A 24,496-nucleotide genomic window follows, 5' to 3' on the forward strand; every position below is an offset into this window, starting at 1 on the left:
CAAGCTGGTGCTGCACGCCCTGCACGAGTCCGGCGTCCACGTCCCCGAGATCAGCATCCCCTTCTCGCTGGGCTTCATCGTGCTCGTCCTGGCTGTGACGACGGTGACCAGCCTGCGCGCTTCGAAGAAGCAGGAGCGGGCCGAGGCCGAGCGCGTAGCAGCAGGTGGCGCGTGAGCGCCACCGCCGTGAGCGCCGCGACCAGCAGGCACACCCCGGGCCACCCGAAGCGGCCGTACGCGTGGGCACCCAGCCAGGAGCCGACGGTGCCACCGAGGTAGGCGCAGGTCATGTACGCCGTGTTGAGACGGCTGCGGGCCTGCGCGTCGATGCCGTAGATCCGCACCTGGTTGGCGACCATCCCGGACTGCATGCCGACGTCCAGCAGTAGCGTGCCGGCGACCAGCGCGGTCAGTCCGGGTACGCCGCCGAGGCCGCCGAACGCCAGGACGGGGGCGGACACGCCGACCACCAGGAAGCACACGAGGTTGACCCGGTCCGGTCCCCGGCGGTCCACCAGTCGGCCCGCGACCGGCGTGCACAGCATCGTCGCCGCGTTGACCAGGGCCAGCAGCCCGGCCGCCTTCGCACTCATGCCGTAGGCCGGACCCGTGAGCAGCAGCGCCACCGCGGTCCACACCGCGCAGAACCCGGCGAACACCGTGGCCTGGTACAGGCATGAGCGGCGCAACTCGGGCTCGGTGCGCAGCAGGCGCAGCGGTGCGGCGAGCAGGGCCGGGTAGGACGCCGCGGCGGCCGGGGGAGACGCCGGCAGCAGCCGGGCGAGCAGGGCGGCGACCGTCAGGGAGAGCGCGGCGGCCAGGACGTACGGCGCCCGCCAGCCCAGCCAGTCGCCGAGGGCGCCGCCCACGGCGCGGGACAGCAGCATGCCGGCGAGGCAGCCGCTGAGCAAGGTGCCGCTGACCAGGCCGCTCCGCTCGGCGGGCACCAGCCCGGCCGCCAGCGGACCGGCGAGCGGGGCGATCACCGTGGCGGCGCCGACGAGGGTGCTCGCGGCGGCCAGCGGCAGCAGTGTCTGCGCCGTACTCGCGGCGAGCAGGCCGAGGCCGGTCAGGGTGAGCAGGGTGACGAGCAGCCGGCGGGGCCGCATCCGGTCGCCGAGCGGGACGAGCAGGAAGATGCCGGCCGCGTAGCCGAACTGGGTCGCGGTCACCACCGTGGCGGCCGAGTCGGGGGAGACGCCGAGGCCGGCGGCCACCAGCGGGCCGATCGCCTGCGGGAAGTAGACATTGCCCACGGCGACTCCGCACGCGAAGGCGAGCAGAGTGATCGCGGCGGTAGTCTGCCGGTGGTTGTGATCCGTCATACGCCGAAGTCCATGTCGGCGTCGGCCGGTTGCCAAAGGATGTAGGCCGGGGCTTAATGATCAGCTTCCTGCTGGACGTCGACGACCTCGCGGACACCCGGTTCGCGATCTCCCCGTTGCGCGAGGTCATGGGCAGCCTGCGGGCCCTGCGCGCGCCCGGCCTCTACCCCCTGCACGCCTCGTGGCGCCGCTCGGTGCTCGACAGGCTCGACCCCGCCGACACCCGGCTGCTGCGTGCCCTGGTCGGACAGAACCTGACCCTGCCCGATTTCCTGACCCCGCGCCCGACGACCTTCGCACCCCTGCTGGATGACCAGCTAGCCGTCGTGGCGGCGACGCCCCCGGAACTCGTACGACGCGACCTGCACGCCACCCATGCACCCCACCCCCTCCCGGACGCCCTGCGCCAGATCACCGCACCCGGCGACGCACCCGTCGCGGAGCTGCTGGAGGAGCTGTGCGAACTCCTGCTCCGCTACTGGGAGTCGGTCATACTCCCGGACTGGCCCCGGATGCGCCTCGTGCTGGAGGCCGACATCACCCACCGCGCCCGGCAGCTCGCCACGGGCGGCGCCCATCTGCTCTTCTCCGACCTGCACCGCAACGTGCGCTGGCGCGACGGCGTCCTGCGCGTCGACCGGATGATCGGCCGGCACGAGGTGGACGGATCCGGGCGTGGGCTGCGTCTGGTGCCGTCCCTGTTCGCGCACAAGCCGGCGCCACCGGTCAGCCCCGACGAACCGCCGATGCTGGCCTATCCCAGCAGAGGCGCCGCCACCCTGTGGGAACCCCGCCCCGAACCCGACGCCTCCGCCCTCACCGCGCTGCTGGGCGCGCCCCGCACCACGGTCCTGCGACTGCTCGCCGAACCCCTGCCCACGGTCGAGCTCGCCCGCCGCCTCGGTGTCACGCCCAGCGCCGTCTCCCAGCACCTCAAGGTGCTGCACGCGACGGGACTCGTCACCCGGGCACGCGACGGACGACGGGTCCTCTACCACCGCACCGGGCTGGGCGACCAACTCGCCGGACGGGCTTGACCCGGACAGGCTTGACTTCGAGAGCGCTCCAAGAACTAGCGTCGAAAGGGTCGGCCGGGACAGGTCCTGGCGATCCGGGCGAACGGAGACAGCCATGCGCGTCGGAGTGCACATCAATCGGTTCGACCACTCCGGAGGAGGTCCCGCACTGGGCGCCGAACTCGCCGCCGCGGGCACCGCCGCCGAGGCGGCCGGCGTGAGCTGGCTGTCGGTGATGGACCACTACTTCCAGATGGAGTTCAACGACCGCGCCGAGGACCCCATGCTGGAGGCCTACACCACCCTCGGCTATCTCGCCGCGCACACCTCCACGCTCCGCCTCGGCGCCCTGGTGACCGGTGTTACCTACCGTCACCCCGGCCTGCTCGCCAAGATCGCCACCACCCTCGACGTACTGTCCGGCGGCCGGGCCACCCTCGGCATCGGCGCCGCCTGGTACGACCGGGAGCACGAGGGCCTCGGCGTGCCGTTCCCGCCGGTCGCCGAGCGTTTCGAGCGGCTGGAGGAAACCCTGCGGATCTGCCTCCAGATGTGGGACCCGGAGGCCAACGGTCCCTTCGAGGGCCGGCACTACCGGCTGGCCGAGACCCGCTGCGTGCCGGCGCCCCTCAGCTCCCCGCACCCCGAGATCATGATCGGCGGGGGCGGGGAGAAGAAGACGCTCCGGCTGGTGGCCCGGTACGGCGACGCGTGCAACCTGTTCACCACCTCGCCGGAGCAGGTCCGGCACAAGCTCGACGTGTTGCGCCGCCACTGCGACAGCGAGGGGCGCGACTACGACACGATCCGCAAGACCGTCGCCTACAGCTCAGACCCCGCCACCGAGGGCGACCTGGACGCGTTCACCCGGGACATCGCGGGCTACACGAAGCTCGGCATCGACACCGTGATCCTCTCCCCGCGTCTGGGCGAGACCTCCGGATGGATGGAGAGCTTCGTGGCCCGGGCGGTTCAGCGGCTGGCCGAACTCGACTGAGCCTCGGCGGGACGGCTGCGGGAGACGACACGTACCCCGCAGCCGTCGACGACCCGCATCTGCAGCGAGCCGCAACTGCAACGCGTCCACACCGTGTGGCCGGTCGTGGTGCTGTGCCGGGAGAGCACCTGGAAGGGCTCGGCCGCGTCGGGCCACCCGCAGTGCGGGCAGACGGTGCCGGTCGTGCTGGTCATGGCGACTCCTCGTACCTCGTGGCTGGTTGACCGTCGCGACACGACCAGGGTGCGTCCCCCGATCCGTACACGTCCAGGTTGACTTTCTGGAGCCGACCTTGAAGCGTGGACTTCATGATTGACCTACGCCGACTGCACGTCCTCAGGGCCGTCGCCCACTACGGCACGGTCACCGCCGCCGCCCACGCCCTGCACTTCACCCCGTCCGCCGCCTCCCAGCAGATCCGCCAGCTGGCCCGCGACCTAGACGTCGACCTGCTGGAACCGCAGGGTCGCGGGGTGCGCCTGACCGCTGCAGCCGAGAGTCTTCTCGCGCACGCCGACGCGATCGCGGCCCGCTGGGAGGAGGCCGAACTCGAACTGCGCGCCGAGTACAGCGCCCCCACCGGGCCGCTGCGCGTCACCGGTTTCCCGACGGCCGTGTCGGTGCTGCTGGCGCCGATGGTCGTAGGGCTGCGGGAGCGGCATCCGCAGCTGACCGTGCGGATCCGGGAGGCCGAGGTGAGGGAGAGCTTCGACCTGCTCTTCGAGGGGGAGTCCGACCTGGCCGTCGTCGACGTCACCCCGCACAGCCCGACGCTGAGCGACGCACGCTTCGATCAGCAGCCCCTGCTGGACGACCCGTACGACCTCGTGGTCCCCGAGGATCATCCGCTGGCCGGGCGCGGACGCGTCGACCTCACGGAGACGGCGCGCGAGGACTGGATCGCGCCGGTGCCGGACAACCCGTGCCGCACGCATGTGATGTCGGCCTGTGCGGCTGCCGGGTTCACGCCCGAGGTGATCCACCACGCGGTGGACTGGAACGTCACCGCCCACCTTGTCGCCCACCGGCTGGGCGTCGCCATGGTCCCACGGCTGGCCCAGCTGCCCCCGCACCTGCCGATCACCCGAGTCCGTTGTGCGGGCGATCCGCACCGCAAGCTGCTCACCTGCACCCGCCGGGGCTGCCGGGAGCGCCCCGCGGTGGCGGCGGCACTGCGGGAGCTGCGCGAACTGGCGCCGACGGCGGTGGCGTGAACCCATGCGAGGAGGGCCGGAGCGGATGTGCTCCGGCCCTCCATCAGGCCCATGATGCCGGCGGTCAGGCGGCGACGGCCTCGCCCGCGTGGCCGTGGACGCGCGCGATGACCTCGGTCAGCTGGGCGGCGACCTCGGCGTCGTCGGCCGGGTGCGTCTCGGCGAAGCGGGTCACCGAGCCGGGGATGGACAGCTTGACGTCCTCCAGCACCTTGCCGCCCGCGATGCCGACGGCCTTGCGGGTCTCGTCCTGCGCCCACACGCCGCCGTACTGGCCGAAGGCCGTACCGACGACGGCCACCGGCTTGCCGCCGAAGGCGCCGGCGCCGTACGGGCGGGACAGCCAGTCGATGGCGTTCTTCAGCACGGCCGGGATGGTGCCGTTGTACTCGGGGGAGAAGAACAGGAACGCGTCGGCGGCCTGCGCGGCCTCACGCAGGGCGGCGGCGGTGGCCGGGACGCCGCCCTCGACGTCGATGTCCTCGTTGTAGAAGGGGATGTCGGCCAGGCCCTCGAAGAGCACGACCTCGGCGCCCTCGGGAGCGAGCTTGACGGCCGCCTCGGCCAGCTGACGGTTGTGCGAACCGGCACGAAGGCTGCCGACGAGCGCGAGGATGCGAACAGACATGCGAACTCCAAGGATGCTGAAACACTGCCGTTACGATCCGGACCGAGGTCCGTTTACTTTTCTAGCACCTAACCGGACCGCGGTCCAGTTTCATTCCCGATGCTTTACCCTGGCTTCATGTCCGCCGACCTGCCGCCCTTCCCCGAGTTTCAGGACCCCGTCGGAGCACCCCGGTTGCTGGAGGTCGGCTCCGCGTCCGACGAGCCCTGCCTGCGTGCGGACGCGGCCCGTAACCGCGCCCGGCTACTGGAGGCCGCCACCCGGCTGATCGCGGAGCACGGGGTGGCCGGGGTCACCATGGAGGCGGTCGCGGCGGCGGCCGGGGTGGGCAAAGGCACGGTCTTCCGCCGCTTCGGCGACCGCACCGGCCTGCTCACGGCACTGCTGGACCACTCCGCCCGCACGCTGCAGGCCGACTTCCTCGGCGGGCCTCCGCCGCTGGGCCCCGGGGCGCCGCCGGTCGAGCGGCTGCGGGCGTTCGGCGTCGCGGTGCTGTACCGCACCTCCGAGCAACTGGAACTGCGGCTGGCCGCCCAGCCGGACCCGGCCCGCCGCTTCTCCCACCCCTCGGTCCAGGCACTGCACACCCACGTCACGATGCTGCTCCGGCAGATCGTGCCGGACGCCGACTGCGATCTCCTCGCGCAGACGCTGATGGCCTCGCTCGACCCCGCCCTGATCAACCACCTGACCAGGCAGTGCGGCATGCCCATGGAGCGGTTGGAGCAGGGCTGGACCGACCTGGTCGCCCGCGTGACGCGCACGGCGCTGTGATCGGGCGACCACCCTGAGCTGAGCACCGCGCACCGGTTCTGCAAAGATGCGGTACGTCATGGTGCAGATACCGAAAACGCCCGCGCCCGCTTCCCCCGCAACGCGCTCGGTACCCACGAGCGCCGATGTGGCCCGCCTGGCCGGCGTCTCGCGCGCGACCGTCTCCTACGTCCTCAACAACACCAGCGCCGTCCGGATCAGCGAACCCACCCGCCGTCGCGTCCACGAGGCCGCGAAGGAACTGGGATACGTCCCGCACGCGGCCGCCCGCAGCCTGCGCGCCGGTCACAGCCGCATGGTCCTGATGCCCGCACCGAGCTTCCCCGTCGGCCCGCTCTACAGCCAGTTCCTCAGCGACCTCCAGGCCGCCCTCGGCCGCCTCGACTACACCGTCGTACAGCACGGCAGCGTCGGCCTGCACGGCGACGAGGCCGCCCGCGCCTGGGCCGAACTGCGCCCGGTCGCCGTCCTGGTGCCGGGCTCCGGCCTCGGCCCGAAGGGTGTCATGGTGCTCAAGCGCTCCGGCGCCCGCGCCGTGGTAACGCTCGGCCCCGAGTCCGTCGACGGCGCACACACCCTGCTCATGGACCACGAGGCCGTCGGCCAGTGCGCCGGCGGCCATCTCCACGACCGCGGCCGGCGCCGTATCGGCGTCGTCGTGCCCGAGGAGGACGGCCTGGAGTCCTTCTCCGCGCCCCGTCTCGAAGGCGTGCGCCGCGCCCTGCACGGCACCGACGCCACCGTGACCGCGCTGCCCCTGGCCTACGACGAGGAGTCCGCGGCACGGCTCGCCGCCCGCTGGCGCGACCTCGGCCTCGACGCGGTGTTCGCCTACAACGACGAGTACGCGATGCTGCTGATGCGGGCCCTGCAGGACGAGGGCCTGCGCATCCCCGCCGACGTGGCCGTCATCGGCGCCGACGACCTGATGCTCGGACGGCTCCTGCGGCCTAGGCTGAGCACCGTCCACATAGAGCTGCCGTCCGGCCGCGACCTCGCGGAACTGGTCGACCGCGCGGTACGCGACCCCGCGGCCACGCCCGAGACCCACAAGGTGCTGGGAGCGGTGGTGGTGCACCGCGAGTCCAGCTGAGGCGTCGCGAGCGAGTCCGGCCGGCCGGCCGACGTACTCACGTGCCGTCGGAGCCAGGGAGGCGTGGGATGCGCACGAGGGTCGGCATCATCGGCGGCGGGCCCGCAGGGCTCCTGCTCGCCCGTCTGCTGCACCGTGCGGGCGTCGACTGCGTGGTCCTGGAGAGCCGGACCCGCGAGTACGTCGAGCAGCGCCAGCGAGCCGGGATGCTGGAGCAGGGCACGGTGCACGCGCTGCACGAGGCCGGCGCCGCCGAGCGACTGCAGGCCGAGGGTCTGGTGCACCAGGGCATCGAGCTGCGCTTCGCCCGGGAACGCCACCACATCGACTTCCCGGCCCTCACCGGCGGCCGTACGGTGACGATCTACGCCCAGACCGAGATCGTGAAGGATCTCGTCGCGCTGCAACTCGCCGACGGGCCACCGCTGTTGTTCGAGGCCGAGGCGCTCGCCGTCGAGAAGCCGGAGAGCCAGACACCTGTCGTACGGTTCCTGCACGAGGGCCGCGAACAGACGCTGACCTGCGACTGGGTGGTCGGCTGCGACGGCTTCCACGGGATCTCCCGCGACGCCTTCCCGGCCGAGGTGAGCCGCTCGTACGCGCACGACTACCCGTACTCCTGGCTCGGCATCCTGGCCGAAGTACCGCCGTCCGGCGCCGAGTTGATCTACGCGCGCGGTGAGCACGGCTTCGCCCTGCACAGCATGCGCTCACCGACCGTCTCCCGGCTCTATCTCCAGGTCCCGAACGACACCGACCCCGACGACTGGCCCGACGACCGCATCTGGGACGAACTCGCCGCCCGCTTCGCGATCGACGGCGACTGGACCCTGCACCGTGGCCCCGTCACCGCCAAGTCCGTGACCCCGATGCGCAGTTACGTCCACGAACCGATGCGCCACGGCCGGCTGCTGCTCGCCGGGGACGCCGCCCACATCGTCCCGCCGACCGGCGCCAAGGGCCTCAACCTCGCGGTCTCGGACGTACGGGTCCTGGCCCGCGCCCTCACCACGCTGTTCCGCACCGGGGACACGCAACTGCTCGACAGGTACTCGGAGTTGTGCCTGCAACGTGTGTGGCAGGCCACTCGCTTCTCCGACGACATGACTAGGATGTTGCACACTCAACCAAATGGGGACGCGTTCGACGCCCGGATGCAGCTCGCACGTCTGCGCCGGATCACCGCGTCCCGCCACGCGGCCGCCGAACTGGCGGCGAACTACTCGGGACTTCCGCTCCCCGTGTGAGTCCCGCCGGTGATCGAACGGAGAGTCGCAATGCCGTTGCTCGACCCCAAGGCCTGGCAGTCCAGCCCCCTGTCGGGAGGCGAGTACGCCGTCACCGAACCCGCCACCGGCGACACCCTCGGCACCGTCACCATGGCCACCGCCGAGGACGTCGGTACGGCCACCGAGACCGCCCGCGCCGCCCAGACGGAGTGGGCACGCGTCCCGCACTTCGTACGCGCCGGGGTGCTGCGCAAGGCCGGCGACCTCTTCGCCGCGCACGCCGACGAGCTGCGCGAATGGCTCGTCCGTGAGTCCGGCTCCATCGCCGGCAAGGCCGACTTCGAGCTGCACGTCGCCGCCCAGGAGTGCTACGAGGCCGCGGCCCTCGCCTCCCGCCCGGCCGGACAGATCCTGCCCAGCGAGGCGCCCCGGCTGTCGTACACGCGCCGGGTCCCCGTCGGCGTCGTCGGCGTGATCGCGCCGTTCAACGCCCCGCTGATCCTGTCCATCCGCTCCGTCGCCCCGGCGCTCGCCCTCGGCAACGCCGTCGTACTGAAGCCGGACCCGCGCACGGCGGTCTGCGGCGGGCTGTCGCTGGCCGCGGTCTTCGCGGAGGCCGGTCTGCCCGAGGGACTGCTGCACATCCTGCCGGGCGGGCCGGAGGTGGGCCAGGCACTGGTCGCCGACCCGCGCGTGCCGGTCATCTCCTTCACCGGCTCCACGACCGCGGGCCGGGCCGTCGGCGAGGCGGCCGGACGCCACCTGAAGCGCGCGCACCTGGAGCTGGGCGGCAACTCCGCCCTGATCGTACTGGAGGACGCCGACCTCGACGCGGTGATCTCCACCGCCGCCTGGGGCTCCTTCTTCCACCAGGGCCAGATCTGCATGACGACCGGCCGCCATCTCGTCCACCGGTCCCTGTACGAGGAGTACGTCGAGCGCCTCGCCGCCAAGGCCGACTCCCTCGCCGTGGGCGACCCGCACCGCGCCCAGGTCCACCTCGGCCCGCTCATCGACGCCGGCCAGCTCGGCAAGGTGCACGGACTGGTGGAGGCCAGCACGTCCAGGGGCGCCAAGCTGGCCGCGGGCGGCACCCATGAGGAGCTCTTCTACCGGCCGACCGTGCTCGCCGGCGTCGACGACGACACCCCCGCGTACGCCGAGGAGGTCTTCGGACCGGTCGCGCCCGTCCGCCCCTTCAGCACCGCCGACGAGGCCGCCGCCCTCGCCGCGGCGAGCTCCTACGGTCTCTCCCTCGGCATCGTCACCCGGGACACCGCCCGGGGCCTCGACCTGGCCGAGCGCGTCCCGACCGGCATCGTGCACATCAACGACCAGACCGTGAACGACGAGGCCGTGGCACCCTTCGGGGGCATCGCCGCCTCCGGCACGGGCGCCCGGTTCGGCGGCGAGGCCAACCTGGAGGCGTTCACCGACGTGCGTTGGACGACGGTGCGCGGCGACGTGGCGCCGTACCCCTTCTAGGGCAGGGCCTTTCTCCGGATCAGGACCCTACGGGTCTGAGGGTCCGCACGGTCCTCACTGGCCGCTCTGCTCGGCCTGCTCCTGCTGGGCGGCCACGGCCTTGTGGACCTCGTCCATGTCGAGCCCCCGGGCCTGCCCGATGACGTCCGTGAGGGCGGACTCGGGCAGGGCACCCGGCTGCGCGAACACGGCGACACGGTCACGGACGATCATCAGCGTCGGGATCGACTGAATACCGAAGGCGGCGGCCAGCTCCGGCTGCGCCTCGGTGTCGACCTTGCCGAACACCAGGTCCGGGTTGTCCTCCGCCGCCTTCTCGTAGACAGGGGCGAACTGACGGCACGGCCCGCACCAGGACGCCCAGAAGTCGATCAGGACGAACTCGTTGTCCGTGACCGTCTGGTCGAAGTTCTCCTTGGTGAGCTCCACGGTGCTGCTCATGGCGTTATCCCTCTTCCTGGTATCCGGGCGAAGCCGTCGTCGACAACACGACCGTACGGCGGCGTATTCCGCGCGCGTACCCGTGTGGCCACGCCGCACACCACCCGTAAGACTGAGCCCATGACGGAAACGGATTCCATCGCGTACGACGTCGTGGTGCTCGGGGCCGGGCCTGTGGGGGAGAACGTGGCCGACCGCACCCGTGCGGCCGGCCTCTCCACCGCGGTCGTGGAGAGCGAGCTGGTCGGCGGCGAGTGCTCGTACTGGGCGTGCATGCCCAGCAAGGCGCTGCTGCGCCCGGTCATCGCCCAGGCCGACGCCCGCCGCCTGCCCGGCCTCAGCCAGTCCGTGCAGGGCCCCCTCGACGCGGCCGCTGTCCTCGCCCGACGCAACGAGTACACCTCGAACTGGCACGACGACGGCCAGGTCAGGTGGCTGACCGGCATCGGCGCCGACCTCTATCGCGGCCACGGCCGCCTCACCGGTCCCCGCACCCTGGAGGTGACGGGACCCGACGGCGCACGGCACGTCCTGACCGCCCGGCACGCCGTCGTCGTCTGCACCGGAAGCCGGGCCGTCCTGCCCGACCTTCCCGCACTCGCCGACGTCAAGCCGTGGACCAGCCGCGAGGCCACCGGCGCGCAGGCCGTGCCCGGCCAGCTGATCGTGGTCGGCGGGGGAGTGGTCGCCACCGAGATGGCCACGGCCTATCAGGCCCTCGGCTCGCGGGTCACCCTCCTCGTCCGAGGCAAGGGCCTGCTGAACCGCATGGAGCCCTTCGCCGGCGAACTCGTCGCCGACGCCCTCGGCGAGGCCGGCACCGATGTCCGCACCGGGACCTCGGTCGAGTCGGTGACCAGGGAGAACGGCACCGTCGTGGTCGTCACCGACCAAGGCGACCGGATCGAGGCCGACGAGATCCTCTTCGCCACCGGCCGCGCCCCGCGCACCGATGACATCGGCCTGGACACGGTCGGCCTGGCACCGGGCTCCTGGCTGGAGGTCGACGACAGCCTGCGCGTCACCGGCAGCGAGTGGCTCTACGCGGTCGGCGACGTCAACCACCGCGCCCTCCTGACCCACCAGGGCAAGTACCAGGCCCGCATCGCGGGCGCGGCCATCGCCGCCCGCGCCTCGGGCGTCCCCCTCCTCGAATCCGACCCGTGGGGCGCCCACGCCGCCACCGCCGACCACTCCGCCGTCCCCCAGGTCGTCTTCACCGACCCCGAGGCCGCCGCGGTGGGCCTGTCCCTGGCGGAAGCGGAACAGGCGGGCCACCGGGTCCGCGCCGTCGACTACGACCTCGCCTCGGTCTCAGGGGCGTCCCTCTACGGCGACGGCTACCGCGGGCGCGCCCGCATGATCGTAGATCTGGAACGCGAAATCCTCCTCGGCGTCACCTTCGTCGGCCCCGGCGTCGGCGAACTCATCCACTCGGCGACCATCGCCGTCGTCGGCCAGGTACCGATCAGCAGGCTGTGGCACGCGGTTCCGTCCTATCCGACGATCAGCGAGGTGTGGTTGCGGTTGCTGGAGTCGTATCGGGACAACTGACGTCCGATCAGCCGACGCCGAGGCGGTCCCGCCATACGCGGGACAGCCTCGGGCGCAGGAAGACGACGCCCTGCTGGGTGCCGACGGCCAGGTCGAGCGCCCGGCTCGCGGGCAGCGCGGTGAGCGAGGTGACGAGCGCCGGCAGGGGGACCGACCAGATCTTCTCGCCGCTGGGCAGATCGCACAGGGCGACTCCGTGCTCGTCACTGACCGCGACCAGGGTCCGGCCGCTCGGGGCGCGGCCCGTCCAGAGCAGACGGCAGGCGGCGACGGCCAGTCGGTGCGGGGCATCCGGGTGGGAGGAGTCCCAGACGGTGACCGGGGCAGTGTGCGCATCGTCGGAGGCTGTCGGGTCGAGGAGGAGCAGGACGGCGCTGCCGTCGCACAACTCGGTCCAGCGGATGAAGAAGTCGGTGCCCGACACGAGTGTGCGATGACCGTCCACCAGAAGGTCCCCGTCGGGTCGGCTGCCCCGTACGACGTTTCGGTGGTCGGTCGACAAATCGATGACCTGAGTGGTGCCGTCCCTGCCCTGCTGCGCCACCCATCGTGTTCCGGCGCTGGTGTGATGGGGCAGCAGGAGCCAGACGTCGTCGAGGAGTTCGATCGGCGTGCCCTGATCGGGCGCACCCGTCGACATGTCCCACAGCCGACCGTCCGTGGCACCGGGCGGCTGCTCTGCGGCGGCCCCGCTCTCCTCGGGGGAGGTCGAGCGCCCACCCACGCTGCTTTCCCGAAGCCGTGTCCTGCGCATGCCCGTCATCAGTACGGTACTTCCGGACGATGTGGTGAACGCCGCCGAGCACACCCAGTCATGGCTCGGATCGACGGGCCAGGGGAGGTCGGTCCCGTCAGGGTCCGCGTCGGGTGCGGCCAGGAGCCCGACGTGGCCGAGGATCGCGTCCAGTCCCAGGAACCGAGTGCGGGGCTCGTGATCGGTCGGCGGCAGGAGATGTGCCTGCACTCCGATGTGGCTGTCGCCGTGCAGCCAGGTCAGGTGGGTGGCCTCGGCGCCGGTTCCCTGAACGACGCGGTGCCAGACCGCGTAGGAGTGCGGTACGGACGAGGGCCAGCCAGGCAGGTCCGAGGCATGCTCGGGCTTCACGTGCCCGGTGTATTCCCACGAGAGCAGGTGCAGTGTTCCCCCGGGATCGACGGAGCGCGTCTGTTCGGATATCTCGTCCGCCGTGAGGCCGTCGACCAGAGAGAACGTCGTGCCGTGCTCCGGCTCAGGGGCCGGAGCGACATGTCGCGAGACGCGACCGGACACGGCGATGACCCCGGGGGAGTCCGGCGGCCATGGCACGAGCGACTCGATCTCCGGTGCGGACAGGGCCGCGGACGAAGACCGCGGCTCTCCTGGCCGCTTGTCCTCGTCCCACCGCCACATCCTTGCCGTTCCGTCGTTGCCCACGGCAAGGATGTCCGGACCTGAACCCTCCGATGAGGGCAGCAGATGCAGGCTGCACACCGCCCCTTCGTGCCCACACAGCGTTGAGCCCACGGCGTCCGCGGTGGCGCAGTCGACCATCTGTACAGGGCTTCCATAGCCGACCGTCGCCGCGTACAGCCCGTCGGACAGGAGGACGGGCGCCAGGAAGCTCGCATGGCCCCCAGGCTTGTCGCGGGCGGCGACGCGCTGCGGCGGGGCGTCGAGGCTCGCGATGAGCAGATCGTCGTAGTCCTGTGCCACGAACACGGGGGAGTCCTCGCTGCCCAGTGCGAAGCCGTTCTCCTGCCACGCGAAACCGCTGAACGGCATGGGCACCGTCCGCCCGGACCCCGGGTTCAGCAGGGTCAGCCGGGTACGGGGCTCGCACACGGCGGCGACGGTGCCCCGGCCGGCATGGATGTGGTCGGCCAGGACGGGCTGCGCCAGGCCCTTGAGCAGCACGGTGACGTCGCCGTCCCCGTCGAGGGAGTGCAGGGTGACCCGGCCACGGACGCCGTCGCACAACAGGAGCCGAACCTGTCCGTCCTCGAAGTGGGCGAGGCAGGCGGACGGCCCGACCCTGTCGATGCTGTCCTGGTCGATCGTCTCGCAGTCCACCTCGACGAGCTGCTCCAGCAGAGGCAGGGAGTACACCACGACGCGTTCGGTCTCCCCGCACACGAGCACCGGCGTGCCGTCGCTGCGGAATCCGGCCTCGAACAGCAGCGTTGCTCCGCTCGTAACCGTGTGCGTCAGCGTCTGGTCCGCCACGTTCCAGACCCGGATGTCGGACCTGGCGTCGAGGGTGACCGCCCGCGCCCCGCCGGTACCGTCGATCAGCAGCGCGAGGCCCACGACGCTCGCCGGGTGCGGCAGGATCGTCGACTGCGACGGGTTGTCGAGGCGCCAGACATGAACATGGGAGGCCAGCGGCGGGGCCGCCAGCACGACTCGGCCGCCGTCCGGCAGGGTGACGTACTCCATCTTCCAGTTCGGGTTGTACGCGCGCGTCATATAGGCGTCGCCGTCGTGCCGTCCCACCACCTGGTGCGGTGTGATCTCCCGGGGCTCGACACGGATCCCCTCCAGCACGTCCGACATCTCCTGCGCCTGCCCGGCGACCGCGTGCTCCCCGTAAGTCTCCGCCACGAAGGCGAGCAGCGCGGGCCGGTCGAGCAGCGTGGCGTCGGTGCCCGTGACGAGGTACGCGTAGCGCTCGACCGCCATGGCGAGCATGGGGCGGCGCAGCGCCCGGCGCACCGCCGGCAGCAGCGTCGTCGGATCGGCGTGGACGACGAAGGACGCGTCCTCGATGAGGTCGTCCAGCTCGCCCGAAGCGGCGGCGTGCGTCGCCAGATGGGAGCGCACATAGGGATGCGCGCGTGACCAGTCCCGGTCGGGCACGAGCTCCAGCAGCGTCTCGACGAAGCACTCCTGGAGGTCCGCCAGGTCGCGATGGTTCAGGGCCCGCCACTTCAGATGGTCCGTCAGTTCCTGGTGGTACAACCGGAAGTACTTCGTCCCGTTCACCTCCGCCTGCGCCAGATACGAGCCGTCCTCGTCCAGCAGCAGATCGATGTCCGCCTGGACGAGGGCGATCCCCGACACGCGCGTCGCCACCCGAGCCCACAGCCGGCGCGGCAGGCCGCTGCCTTCTCCGAAGGCGAGGGAGGTGAGCAGGGCGATGGTCTTCGGGTGCCGTTCCTGTGGCAGTCGCTGGAGATAGACCTCGAAGGCGCCACCCACGTCCGAGGGCAGCTGTTCGGCCCAGCCGGGCGCGGAAGTGTCGACGACCGGGCCGCGCAGCAACGCGCTCGCGGTCATGCGGGCGACGAGAAAACAGCGCCCGGCCCGGCGGGCCACCTCGTGCGCGACCCGGCGGGCGACTTCAGGGTGATGCTCGTACGGCGCCCCGGCGTCGGAAAGGATCTTCGTCACGTACGCGGCCGGATCCGTGTCCTGCGCGTACCCGCTGTCGTCCAGGTCGATGACGGGCACCTGGCCCCCGAGATGGGGCAGCAGTTCGCGCCGTGAACCGACGACGAGCCGTACGCACGCCACTGCGGCGAGCGGGCGCAGCAGTTCCCAGGCGATACGACGGGCCTCCGCCTTGTCGCCGGCCGGGCCCGCCTCGTCGAGCGAGTCGACGACGATCCGGAGCGGGCGCCTGCGGTCGGCGAGTGTCGTGAACAGGGCCACCGGCGTAGCGGCCCGGACGTCCGCGGCGGCGGCGATACGGCCCACCAGCGCCTCAAGTGTCTGGTGGTGCGCGTTGACGGAGGCGTCCGCACACCCCTCCAGCACCAGCCGGCCGAGCACGGCGGACTTGCCAGAGCCCGGGTCGGCCGTCACGACCAGGATGCGCCCCTCGCCCTCGCCGTCGAGATGCGCCCGCGCCGCCTTGAGGGCCCGACCGCGGCCGGTGAAGTACGACCCAGGGTCATGGACATGCTCCACACCACGCCCGCGTGGCTCGAAGTGCGAGGAGAGGTCCGAGGCGTCGCCCTGGGCCTGTCCGTCGCCCGTGATCTCGGCATGCGGTTCGAAGAAGGGGTTCCCGAAGAACGGGGGCCGCTCGGACTGGTCGACGGACGAGCACGCGGCGCGCTGGGCCAGCCCCGCCGCCAGGAAGGAACGGTTGACCCGCTCGGCGAGCGTGCTGGGTGCCAGATGGCGCTGTGACGGCCCGTCACCCTGCGCACAGGCCTTGGCCAGTTCGGTGACGAAGGCCCCGTCCACCGCGAGATCGCGGTGCCGGGCCGAGGCCAGCAGCCAGGTGCCGCCGCCGAATGCGTCGGCGCGCCCCCGGCCCGCGACGATGGTGTCGGTGACGGTGCCGATCTCCGTGGTGGCCGCGGCCGCGTGACAGGCGTCCACGACGAACAGGACGTTGCGGAGGGGCGAGGTGGCCAGGATCTCGGCGAGGTTCGGCAGCGACAGCCACGAGCGCGGACGCCCGAGTTCGCTGTCCGCACAGGCCAGCCGGTACTGACCGGCCGGGGACCGGTCCCCGTGCCCGGCGTAGTACACGACGATGACGTCCTCGCCGCTCAGTCCGGGGGTGCCGCACCAGTCCGCCAAGGCGTTCTCGAAGGACTCGGAGTCCGGGTCGTAGGACACGGCGGTCAGGACGCGGTCGTAGCCCATCGACGTGAACAGCTCCGCTGCTCGTTCGACGTCCTCGTGGGCCAGGGGGAGTTCGGCGGCCTCTCGGTAGTGACGTGTGCCCGCCGCGACGAGGTATCGCTTCATCGGACCCCGGCCTCCGGCAGCAGTCCCGCCCCGATGGCACGTCCGGTCTCCACCGCCGTCAGATAGCGCGTGGCGTCGTGCATATGGCTGCCGTTGTGCACGGCCACGTCGGTCACCAGGTCGCCGAACGAGGGGCGGAGGTCGCGCACCACGGCGACGATGTCCGTGGCGTCGGCGATGTTGGTCCATGACCGAAGGGGCTTCGGCCACACCGCTCGCCCGTCCTCGGCAGCCGGGGTGAGCCGGTCCAGGACGAGTGCGCGCATGCCCAGCGGGGAGCCCAGGGTGACGAGCATGCGGATGTCCCAATTGCCGTTCAGCGTGGGGTCGCAGAGCGTTTCGTAGGCGACGACGGAACCCAGTGAGTGCGCGACCACGACCCTCGTGTCGCTGCTGATACGGGCGGCCAGCCTGGCCCGGGCCGCGCGCCGGACGGTGTCGTCGGTGAGGTACCCGGTGAGCTGCTTGAGGCTGCCGATCAGCGCGCGGTCGAGGACGCCCCGCAGACAGCGGGCGCCGGTGAGGGCGTCGAGCGCGGCCCGCACGGTGTTCAGCCGCAGGGCGCGCGAGGCGGCCCAGCCCACCGGGCCCCGGGTACCGGTCTGGTCCGGTCCCGGGACGGCGGGGTCGGTGCGCGCTGCTTCCGCCCACCACGCCATGAGCAGGTCGAACTCCTCGTCGGTCTCGATGTCGCCCTCGTCGTACGGCGGTTCGACTCCGGCGCGAGTGCCCTGGGGCCGGAACAGGTCGCCGTAGAACGCGACACCCACCTCGTCGGGCGTGGGGACCGGGCCACCTGCCAGGCGTACACCGCCGAGGAGTTCGGGCACGACGTCCCGCCCCAGGGAGTCCTCGCTCAGATACTGCTTGCCGACGCCGTGCACGAAGACGACCTTGCTCAAGTGCCCCTCCCCGAGTCAGGGAACAAGATTACGCGCGCGGCGGCGGCATCAGGCCGTGTGCGGCGGGGAGACCAGCTCCAGATAGTCCTCGCTCCACAGATCCTCGTCCGCCTCCGGCAGCAGCAGCACCCGGTCCGGACGCAGGGCCTCGATGGCGCCCTCGTCATGGGTGACCATGACGATCGCGCCCGGATACGTGCCGACCGCGGACAGGACCTCGGTCCGGGAAGCGGGGTCGAGGTTGTTCGTGGGCTCGTCCAGGAGCAGCACGTTGGCGCCCGAGTGGACCAGGCCCGCCAGGGCGAGCCGGGTCTTCTCCCCTCCGGACAGCACACCGACACGCTTGTCGGCGTCGCCGCCGGTGAACAGGAACGAGCCAAGGACGCGCCGCACTTCGCCGTGGGTCAGGTGCGGGGCCGCCGAAGCCAGCTGCGCGCTCACCGTCGCCTCCGGGTCCAACGTGTCGTGCTCCTGGGCGAAGTAGCCCAGCCGCAGCCCGTGCCCATGGACCACCCGGCCGCTGTCGGGACGGTCCTGACCGGCGAGGATGCGCAACAGAGTGGTCTTTCCCGAGCCGTTGGGCCCGAGAACGACCATACGGCTGCCCCGGTCGACGGCCAGATCGACGCCCGCGAACACCCGATGCTCGCCGTAGGCCCTGCTGAGGCTGACGGTGCCCAGGGGGGTCCGGCCGCACGGCGCCGGTTCGGGCAGCCGGATCCTGGCGACCTTGTCGGTGCGCCGGGTCGGTTCGAGGTCGGCGAGCATGCGGTCGGCGCGGCGTTCCATGTTCCGCGCGGCCACGGCCGTGGACACGCGGGCGCGCATCTTCCCGGCCTGTGCGCGCAGCGACGCCGCTTTGCGCTCGGCGTTGGCCCGCTCGCGGGTCCGGCGCCGCTCGTCGGCCTCCCGCTGGGCGAGGTAGGCCGCCCAGCCGGTGTTGTGCACGTCGATCGTGGCGCGCTGGGGGTCCAGGTGGAAGACCCGGTTCACCGCGGCGGCGAGCAGGGACGTGTCGTGGCTGATCAGCACGAGTCCGGCGTGGTGGTTCGTCAGGAACGCACGCAGCCAGGCGATGGAGTCCGCGTCCAGGTGGTTCGTGGGCTCGTCCAGCAGCAGGGTGCCGTGCTCCGCGAAGAGGATGCGGGCCAGCTCCACACGGCGGCGCTGCCCGCCCGACAGCGCGCCCAGCGGCTGGTCCATCAGCCGGGCGGGCAGCTTGAGACCGGCGGCGACCCGGGCCGCCTCGGCCTCCGCGGCGTAACCGCCGGCGGCCTGGAACCGGGCCTCGGCACGCACATAGGCGTCCATCGCCCGCTGCGTACCGTCGGCCATCGCCTCCTCGGCACGGCGCAGGGTGCGTACGGCCCCGTCGAGACCCCGCGCGGACAGGATGCGGTCGGTGATGGTGACTGTCGGATCCGCGGCGCGGGAGTCCTGGGGCAGATGCCCGACCTCGCCGGTGCGGGTCACGGTCCCGGCGGCCGGGGGCAGCGTGCCCGCCAGGGTGTTCAACAGGGTTGTCTTTCCGGCGCCGTTGCGGCCGACCAGGCCGATGCGGTCGCCGGGGGAGATGTGGAAGGAGATGCCGGACAGCAGCAGACGCGCGCCGACGCGCACGTCGACACCAGTAGTGGTGATCATGAGAAGACGCTCCGAACAAGCGATCCGAACAAGCGGGAGGACACACGGGTGGTGTGGAAGCGGGTCCTCGGCTAGGAAATTCGGGGCGTCGACATGCGGTCAGAGTAGCGAGGGTGCTGCGTCGGGCGCCGCTGATTTATTGGCGGCGACTCCCGTCACGACGATTCGAAGGCGAGCCGCGACGGTTCGAGGGCGAGCAGTCACGGCAGTTCGAAGCCGAGGAACCTCGCCGCCTCGACTGGGGTCGGCTGGGTCCAGTACTCGGCCACCGCCTGGTTCGAGGAGAGTGAGCGCAGCTCGGCCCGGTCCAGGTAGAGCATGCCGTCGAGGTGGTCCGTCTCGTGCTGCACGATCCGGGCGGGCCACCCCGCGAACACCTCGTCCACCCCGCGCCCACGCTCGTCCTCGCAGGTCAGCCGCACCTCGGCGGGCCGCGCCACCACCGCCTGATAGCCCGGGACGCTCAGACACCCCTCGAAGAACGCGGCACGGGCGGCGCCGACCGGTTCGTACGAGGGGTTCACCAGCACCCGGAACGGCAGCGGCACCCGCCCGCGCACCGCCCGCACCTCGTCCGGCACCGGTGCCGGGTCCTCGATCACCGCGATCCGCAGTGGAACACCGACCTGCGGCGCCGCGAGGCCGACGCCCGGCGCCGCGTACATGGTGATCCGCAGGGCCTCGACGAAGCGCGCCAGCAGTGCCGGTTCCAGTTGGCCGTCGAAGCGCTCGGTGGGACGCCGCAGCACCGGGTCGCCGGCCGCCACGATGGCCAACGGGCCCTCGGTGGCGAGGAGTTGCTCGACCTGTTCGGCCAGGGGCGCGCGATGGTTCGGAAGTGCCATCGCGCCAGCATGCCATGGCGCCGGCGCGACCGACGGGCTTCCTTGTGGCGCACGTCACTTGAAATGCCGGGAACTCGGCGGCCCCTCTCTCCGACTACTGGACCGCTACTGCCGAGAATCGTCCCCACTCCCCGGAGATGCCGCCGATGTCCACCGCTCCCTCGACCGCCACCGAGGAGGCGTCGCAGCCCGACGCCCCGGCGTCGCCGCCCCGCAGACGGGCAACGCTGCGCCCGCTGATCCTGCGTCTGCACTTCTACGCCGGTGTGCTCGTCGCGCCGTTCCTGCTCGTCGCCGCCACCACCGGCTTCCTGTACGCGGGGGCGTTCCAGGCGGAGAGGCTCGTGTACTCCCACGAGATGACCGTCCCGGTCGGTGACACGAAGCTGCCGATCTCCCAGCAGGTCGCCGCCGCACGCAAGGCCCACCCCGAGGGCACGGTCTCGGCGGTACGGCCCTCCCCGGCGGACGACGAGTCCACCCGGGTGCTGCTCTCCGGAGTCGAGGGCGTGGACGCCGACTACACGCTCGCCGTGTTCGTCGACCCGTACACCGCCGAGGTGCGCGGCGCCCTCGAACAGTACGGCTCCACCGGCGCGCTGCCCCTGCGCACCTGGATCGACAAGTTCCACCGCGACCTCCACCTCGGCGAGACCGGCCGCCTCTACAGCGAACTGGCGGCCAGCTGGCTGTGGGTGATCGCGGCCGGCGGCCTGGTGCTGTGGTTCTCCCGCCGCCGCGCCCTGCGCAAGGTGCGGGGCACCAGCGGCCGCCGCCGCACGCTCGGCCTGCACGGCACCGTCGGTGTCTGGGCGGCGGTCGGGTTCATCTTCCTCTCGGCGACCGGACTGACCTGGTCGACGTACGCCGGGGCCAACATCGACGAACTGCGCACCTCGCTCCGCCAGGCAACTCCCTCCATCTCGGCCTCGGCGGGCGGCGACCACGGCGGCCACGGCGCCGCCGGAGGCACCGGCGGGAGCGGCGAACACGGCGTCGGCCTCGACAAGGTCCTGGCGTCCGCGCGGGCCGAGGGCCTGGGCGATCCCGTGGAGATCGTGCCGCCCGCCGACGACTCGTCCGCGTACGTGGTGAAGCAGGTGCAGCGCAGCTGGCCGACGAAGCAGGACTCGGTCGCGATCGACCCGGCCAGTGGCGAGGTCACCGACGTGCTGCGGTTCGCCGACTATCCGGTGCTGGCCAAGCTGACCCGCTGGGGCATCGACCTGCACACCGGGATCCTCTTCGGCCTGGTCAACCAGATCGCCCTGATGGCGCTCGCGCTCGCGCTGATCCTGCTGATCGTGTGGGGCTACCGCATGTGGTGGCAGCGCGGCCGCGGCTCCGCCTTCGGCCGGCCCATCCCGCGCGGCGCCTGGCAGCAGGTGCCCCCGCAGATCCTGGTCCCGCTGGTGGCGGCGGTCGCCGTGGTCGGCTACTTCGTACCGTTGCTCGGCATCTCGCTGGCCGCGTTCATCGTCATGGACGTCGTGCTCGGGGAGATCGCCCATCGGCGGGGGAGGCGGACGCCCGCCGAAGTGAAGTAGGGGAGCGCAGGACTGGGGCCCGGTTCCGGGGGGAACCGGGCCCTCCGCATGGCTCAGAGCTGCTCGAAGTCACCCGACAGCGCCGACGCGAGGCGCATGTGCGGCTCTGCCTCCCCGTGCCGCCCCTGCCGCTGCAGTGTGCGGCCCAGCAGCAGCCGGGCGTACTGCTCGACGGGGTCGCGCTCGATGATGATCTGCAACTCGCTCTCCGCGCGCCGCAATTGGGCCGAGTGGTAGTAGGCGCGCGCCAGCAGCAGCCGCGGTCCGGTCTGCTCCGGCACCTCCTCGACCAGCTTGCCGAGGACGCGCGCCGCGGCGGCGTAGTCCTTGGCGTCGAAGAACAACTGCGCGCGCTCCCAGCGCTCGGCCGGCGTTCCGTGGTCGTAGTACGTCGTGTCCACTCGTGACCTCCTTCGCGGCCGTTAACGGCGAAGGGTCGTCCAATATTCCACTACTGGGTCGCGTCGGTCGCGTCGGCCATGGCGGCGAGCTCGGCGTTGGCGCGCCCGGCGATGAGGGTGAGCACCCGTCCGGCGGCGGCCAGATCCTCCTTCGGGATGTCGGCGTAGATGCGGGCGGTGATGGGGGCGGTCGCGGCGGACGCGCTGTCGTACAGCTCCCGGCCGGCGTCCGTGATCCGCAGCGTGGACGGCTCCTGAGGGGTCAGCAGCTGGGCGTCGATCAGCTCGTCGACGACGGAGTGGGCCTCCGCAGCGTCGATCTTCAGCGCGCCCACGACACCGTCGACCAGGCCGTCCCGGTCGACCGGCCCGTCGGCGACGGCGGCGAGGCGGAGGGTGACGGACTGCTGGAAGGTCGCGCCGTGGCGGGCCAGCACCCTCTCCAGCAGTGCGCGACCGGCGTAGTGGGCCAGGGCTATGACTCGGGGGTCGACCAGGGGAGTGGAGGTGGTCATGACTGCTCCTTGTCTGACACTTCGCCTGACTCGTCGTCTGACGCTTCGTCTGGCTCTTCGGGTTTGTCGGACTCGCTGTGCATGACCAGCGGGTCGAGAGGTGCGTCGAGCAGGGTCGTCAACTCACGTGTGAACTCGCGCGTACGCGCGCTGTCCAGGCCGCCGAGCGGTGCCAGCAGCTGCTCCAGAAGCCCTTGGACGACCTGGATCGCCTGCCGGGTCCGCTCCCGGCCCTGCTCGGTCAGCGCCAGCTGCACCGCGCGCGGATCGCGGGGGTCCCGGGTGCGTTCGAGGAGGCCGGCGGATTCCAGGGAGCGCGCCAACTTGGAGACGTAGAGCGGTTCGAGCCCGGTGTGGTCGGCGAGGCGCCGCTGACTGGGCCGTTCCCCTCGGTGCTGCATGCCGTACAGCGAGGCCACCAGTGCGTACTGCGCATGGGTGAGTCCCAGCGGGGCCATGGCCCGGTCGACCGCGACGCGCCATTTCGTGGACAGGCGCCACACCAGGAAACCGGGCGTGGCCTTCTCGGAACCCTTGCTCATGCCAATACGGTACATGGCGACTATATCCATGGCTACTATTTTCTGAACCGCATCGAGACAGCGCCGAGCGACGGACTGACGGCGCGGCCCCGGCGGGGCTAGGTTGGGCGCCATGAGCAATCTTGATCGCGAGGCGGTGCCCGCCATCTGCGGCGGCCGCGGTTTTGTCGTGGCGGAGCCCGTACGCGAACTACTCAGCCCTCGCCGCGTCAAGCTCGGCGAGTCCACCGAAGTCCGTCGTCTGCTGCCCAACCTGGGCCGACGCATGGTCGGTGCCTGGTGTTTCATCGATCACTACGGCCCCGACGACATCGCCGACGAGCCCGGCATGCAGGTGCCGCCGCACCCGCACATGGGTCTGCAGACGGTGAGCTGGCTGCACGAGGGCGAGGTGCTGCACCGTGACTCCACGGGGAGCCTCCAGACCATCCGCCCGCGCGAACTGGGCCTGATGACCTCGGGCCGGGCGATCAGTCACTCCGAGGAGAGCCCCAGGCCACATGCCCGTTTCCTGCACGGCTCCCAGCTCTGGGTCGCCCTCCCGGACGGGCACCGCCACACCGACCCGCGCTTCGAACACCACGCCGAACTGCCGGTCGTCACGGCACCGGGCCTGCGGGCCACGCTGATCCTCGGCGACCTCGACGGCGCGACCTCGCCCGGCACGACGTACACCCCCATCGTCGGCGCGGACCTGGCTCTGACCCGCGGTGCCGACGTACGCCTCCCGCTGGACCCGGACTTCGAGTACGCCGTCCTCTCCATGTCCGGCGAGGCGCACGTCGACGGCGTACCGGTCCTCCCCGGCTCGATGCTCTACCTCGGCTGCGGCCGCACCGAACTCCCGCTGCGCGCGGAGTCGGACGCGGGCCTGATGCTCCTCGGCGGCGAGCCGTTCGAGGAGGAGCTGATCATGTTCTGGAACTGGATCGGGCGGTCGCAGGAAGAGATCGTGCAGGCCCGTCGGGACTGGATGGAAGGCACGCGGTTCGGTGAGGTCAAGGGGTATGACGGCGCCCCGCTACCCGCTCCGGAACTGCCGCCTGTGCCGTTGAAGCCGCGGGGCAGAGTGCGTTGACCTGCAGGAATGCCCGCGTGCCGGTGACCCTGTCGAGTGGGGCGCGGCCGGACAATGCCTCCCGCGGTCGACCGCTTGCGGGAGGGCGGTCGACCGCGTTGCCGTCTCGGGCGCGGGCGGGTGGCGGTTCCACGGTGTGGCCGTCTGTGGGCGGCTGTGGCAGAGCTCTTGCTGACTTTTGCTGACTTTTCTGATACTCCGTCAGGCCAGGCGGTGAGGTTCCTTTCGAAGCCCAGTCGCCAGCGCGGGGCGTCGCGGGTTTGATGGCGGGACGCTGCACGCTGCTCCCGACGCGTGGTTAGGGAGGCGCTGGTACGGATGGACGGGCCTCGCGCTGTCGTCTTGTGGAGAGCTGACAAGGACAGGTGTCGTCCCTGATCGCCTCGCGCCGCATTTTCAGTCCGATGTGGGGTGTGCTGTGCTGTAGGACCGTCAGGAGGTTCTTCATCTGCTGGTGGTACACCCTGCAGGGAGCTGGAGTGTAAATCTAACGGCGGATCCGACGATCATGAGAGAGGCAAGGTATCCGGCGATCGTGAAGCTGTGGTCGGACGCCTGGGCTGAGCTCGTGCCCTTCCTCTC

The 24,496-nt window shown here is 71.6% G+C and carries 20 protein-coding genes and 2 pseudogenes; 11 read left to right on the forward strand and 11 right to left on the reverse strand.

Annotation, left to right across the window (positions count from 1 at the left end; genetic code table 11):
* Positions 1 to 175, forward strand: a pseudogene (locus POF73_RS43830) (TerC family protein); the annotation flags it as partial.
* Here the strand turns inward: POF73_RS43830 and POF73_RS43835 are convergent.
* Positions 165 to 1,325: pseudogene (locus tag POF73_RS43835) on the reverse strand (MFS transporter); the annotation flags it as partial. The pseudogenes POF73_RS43830 and POF73_RS43835 sit on opposite strands and share 11 nt — an antisense overlap.
* A 56-nt stretch (positions 1,326 to 1,381) precedes the next feature.
* On the opposite strand from POF73_RS43835, the gene POF73_RS43840 reads away from it, so the two are divergent.
* Complete coding sequence (locus POF73_RS43840; RefSeq protein ID WP_272125022.1) at positions 1,382 to 2,362, forward strand: ArsR/SmtB family transcription factor; 981 nt, start codon at positions 1,382 to 1,384, stop codon at positions 2,360 to 2,362.
* A gap of 94 nt (positions 2,363 to 2,456) precedes the next feature.
* Positions 2,457 to 3,338, forward strand: a complete 882-nt coding sequence (locus POF73_RS43845; RefSeq protein ID WP_272125023.1) for an LLM class F420-dependent oxidoreductase — start codon at positions 2,457 to 2,459, stop codon at positions 3,336 to 3,338.
* Here the strand turns inward: POF73_RS43845 and POF73_RS43850 are convergent.
* Complete coding sequence (locus tag POF73_RS43850) at positions 3,314 to 3,532, reverse strand: hypothetical protein (RefSeq protein WP_272125024.1); 219 nt, start codon at positions 3,530 to 3,532, stop codon at positions 3,314 to 3,316. The genes POF73_RS43845 and POF73_RS43850 overlap by 25 nt on opposite strands.
* Positions 3,533 to 3,646: 114 nt before the next feature.
* Here POF73_RS43850 and POF73_RS43855 point away from each other — a divergent pair, with 114 nt between their 5' ends.
* Entirely contained in the window at positions 3,647 to 4,552 is a 906-nt protein-coding gene (locus POF73_RS43855) for a LysR family transcriptional regulator (protein ID WP_272125026.1), read from the forward strand.
* 64 nt (positions 4,553 to 4,616) lie between these two features.
* Here the strand turns inward: POF73_RS43855 and POF73_RS43860 are convergent, their stop codons facing one another.
* Entirely contained in the window at positions 4,617 to 5,180 is a 564-nt protein-coding gene (locus POF73_RS43860) for an NAD(P)H-dependent oxidoreductase (protein WP_272125027.1), read from the reverse strand.
* Between the two features lie 99 nt (positions 5,181 to 5,279).
* Between POF73_RS43860 and POF73_RS43865 the strand changes: the two genes are divergently transcribed.
* The 4 genes from POF73_RS43865 (at position 5,280) to POF73_RS43880 (ending at position 9,761) form a co-directional block, all read left to right on the forward strand.
* Positions 5,280 to 5,954: a TetR/AcrR family transcriptional regulator gene (locus tag POF73_RS43865; protein WP_272125028.1), complete on the forward strand. Its 675-nt coding sequence runs from the start codon at positions 5,280 to 5,282 to the stop codon at positions 5,952 to 5,954.
* A 58-nt stretch (positions 5,955 to 6,012) separates the two neighbouring features.
* A complete protein-coding gene (locus POF73_RS43870) occupies positions 6,013 to 7,047 on the forward strand; it encodes a LacI family DNA-binding transcriptional regulator (RefSeq protein ID WP_443049759.1) in 1,035 nt (344 codons plus the stop codon).
* A gap of 68 nt (positions 7,048 to 7,115) precedes the next feature.
* Complete coding sequence (locus tag POF73_RS43875; RefSeq protein ID WP_272125030.1) at positions 7,116 to 8,294, forward strand: 4-hydroxybenzoate 3-monooxygenase; 1,179 nt, start codon at positions 7,116 to 7,118, stop codon at positions 8,292 to 8,294.
* 30 nt (positions 8,295 to 8,324) lie between these two features.
* Positions 8,325 to 9,761 (forward strand): benzaldehyde dehydrogenase, encoded by a 1,437-nt coding sequence (locus tag POF73_RS43880; RefSeq protein ID WP_272125031.1) that lies wholly within the window; start codon positions 8,325 to 8,327, stop codon positions 9,759 to 9,761.
* Between the two features lie 54 nt (positions 9,762 to 9,815).
* Here POF73_RS43880 and trxA read toward each other — a convergent pair whose 3' ends face one another.
* The gene (trxA, locus tag POF73_RS43885; protein ID WP_272125032.1) at positions 9,816 to 10,202 is read right to left on the reverse strand and encodes a thioredoxin; all 387 of its coding nucleotides are present in this window, start codon (positions 10,200 to 10,202) and stop codon (positions 9,816 to 9,818) included.
* Between the two features lie 120 nt (positions 10,203 to 10,322).
* Between trxA and POF73_RS43890 the strand changes: the two genes are divergently transcribed.
* The gene (locus POF73_RS43890) at positions 10,323 to 11,756 is read left to right on the forward strand and encodes a dihydrolipoyl dehydrogenase family protein (RefSeq protein WP_272125033.1); all 1,434 of its coding nucleotides are present in this window, start codon (positions 10,323 to 10,325) and stop codon (positions 11,754 to 11,756) included.
* Positions 11,757 to 11,763: 7 nt separating this feature from the next.
* On the opposite strand, the gene POF73_RS43895 is transcribed toward POF73_RS43890, so the two are convergent.
* The 4 genes from POF73_RS43895 to POF73_RS43910 form a co-directional block, all read right to left on the reverse strand.
* Positions 11,764 to 16,440, reverse strand: a complete 4,677-nt coding sequence (locus POF73_RS43895) for a caspase family protein (protein ID WP_272125034.1) — start codon at positions 16,438 to 16,440, stop codon at positions 11,764 to 11,766.
* Positions 16,437 to 17,342, reverse strand: a complete 906-nt coding sequence (locus POF73_RS43900; protein ID WP_272125035.1) for an antibiotic ABC transporter ATP-binding protein — start codon at positions 17,340 to 17,342, stop codon at positions 16,437 to 16,439. Before POF73_RS43900 ends, POF73_RS43895 begins: the two co-directional genes overlap by 4 nt.
* Positions 17,343 to 17,390: 48 nt before the next feature.
* Positions 17,391 to 18,986, reverse strand: coding sequence for an ABC-F family ATP-binding cassette domain-containing protein (locus POF73_RS43905; RefSeq protein ID WP_272125036.1), 1,596 nt, complete (start codon positions 18,984 to 18,986; stop codon positions 17,391 to 17,393).
* A gap of 200 nt (positions 18,987 to 19,186) precedes the next feature.
* A complete protein-coding gene (locus POF73_RS43910) occupies positions 19,187 to 19,831 on the reverse strand; it encodes a peptide deformylase (protein ID WP_272125037.1) in 645 nt (214 codons plus the stop codon).
* Positions 19,832 to 19,977: 146 nt separating this feature from the next.
* On the opposite strand from POF73_RS43910, the gene POF73_RS43915 reads away from it, so the two are divergent.
* Positions 19,978 to 21,378 (forward strand): PepSY-associated TM helix domain-containing protein, encoded by a 1,401-nt coding sequence (locus tag POF73_RS43915; protein ID WP_272125038.1) that lies wholly within the window; start codon positions 19,978 to 19,980, stop codon positions 21,376 to 21,378.
* Positions 21,379 to 21,431: 53 nt separating this feature from the next.
* On the opposite strand, the gene POF73_RS43920 is transcribed toward POF73_RS43915, so the two are convergent.
* The 3 genes from POF73_RS43920 to POF73_RS43930 are packed head-to-tail and all read right to left on the reverse strand — an operon-like array spanning position 21,432 to position 22,836.
* The gene (locus POF73_RS43920) at positions 21,432 to 21,779 is read right to left on the reverse strand and encodes a tetratricopeptide repeat protein (protein WP_272125039.1); all 348 of its coding nucleotides are present in this window, start codon (positions 21,777 to 21,779) and stop codon (positions 21,432 to 21,434) included.
* Between the two features lie 50 nt (positions 21,780 to 21,829).
* On the reverse strand, positions 21,830 to 22,294 hold the full coding sequence (locus tag POF73_RS43925) for a MarR family transcriptional regulator (RefSeq protein ID WP_272125040.1): 465 nt from the start codon (positions 22,292 to 22,294) through the stop codon (positions 21,830 to 21,832).
* Positions 22,291 to 22,836, reverse strand: coding sequence for a MarR family winged helix-turn-helix transcriptional regulator (locus POF73_RS43930; protein ID WP_272125041.1), 546 nt, complete (start codon positions 22,834 to 22,836; stop codon positions 22,291 to 22,293). Before POF73_RS43930 ends, POF73_RS43925 begins: the two co-directional genes overlap by 4 nt.
* A 112-nt stretch (positions 22,837 to 22,948) precedes the next feature.
* Between POF73_RS43930 and POF73_RS43935 the strand changes: the two genes are divergently transcribed.
* Positions 22,949 to 23,914 carry a pirin family protein gene (locus tag POF73_RS43935; protein ID WP_272125042.1) on the forward strand — a complete coding sequence of 322 codons (966 nt, stop codon included), beginning with the start codon at positions 22,949 to 22,951 and terminating at the stop codon, positions 23,912 to 23,914.
* The last annotated feature ends 582 nt before the right edge of the window (positions 23,915 to 24,496 follow it).

This window comes from Streptomyces sp. HD (genome assembly GCF_028369295.1).
GTDB lineage: Bacteria > Actinomycetota > Actinomycetes > Streptomycetales > Streptomycetaceae > Streptomyces.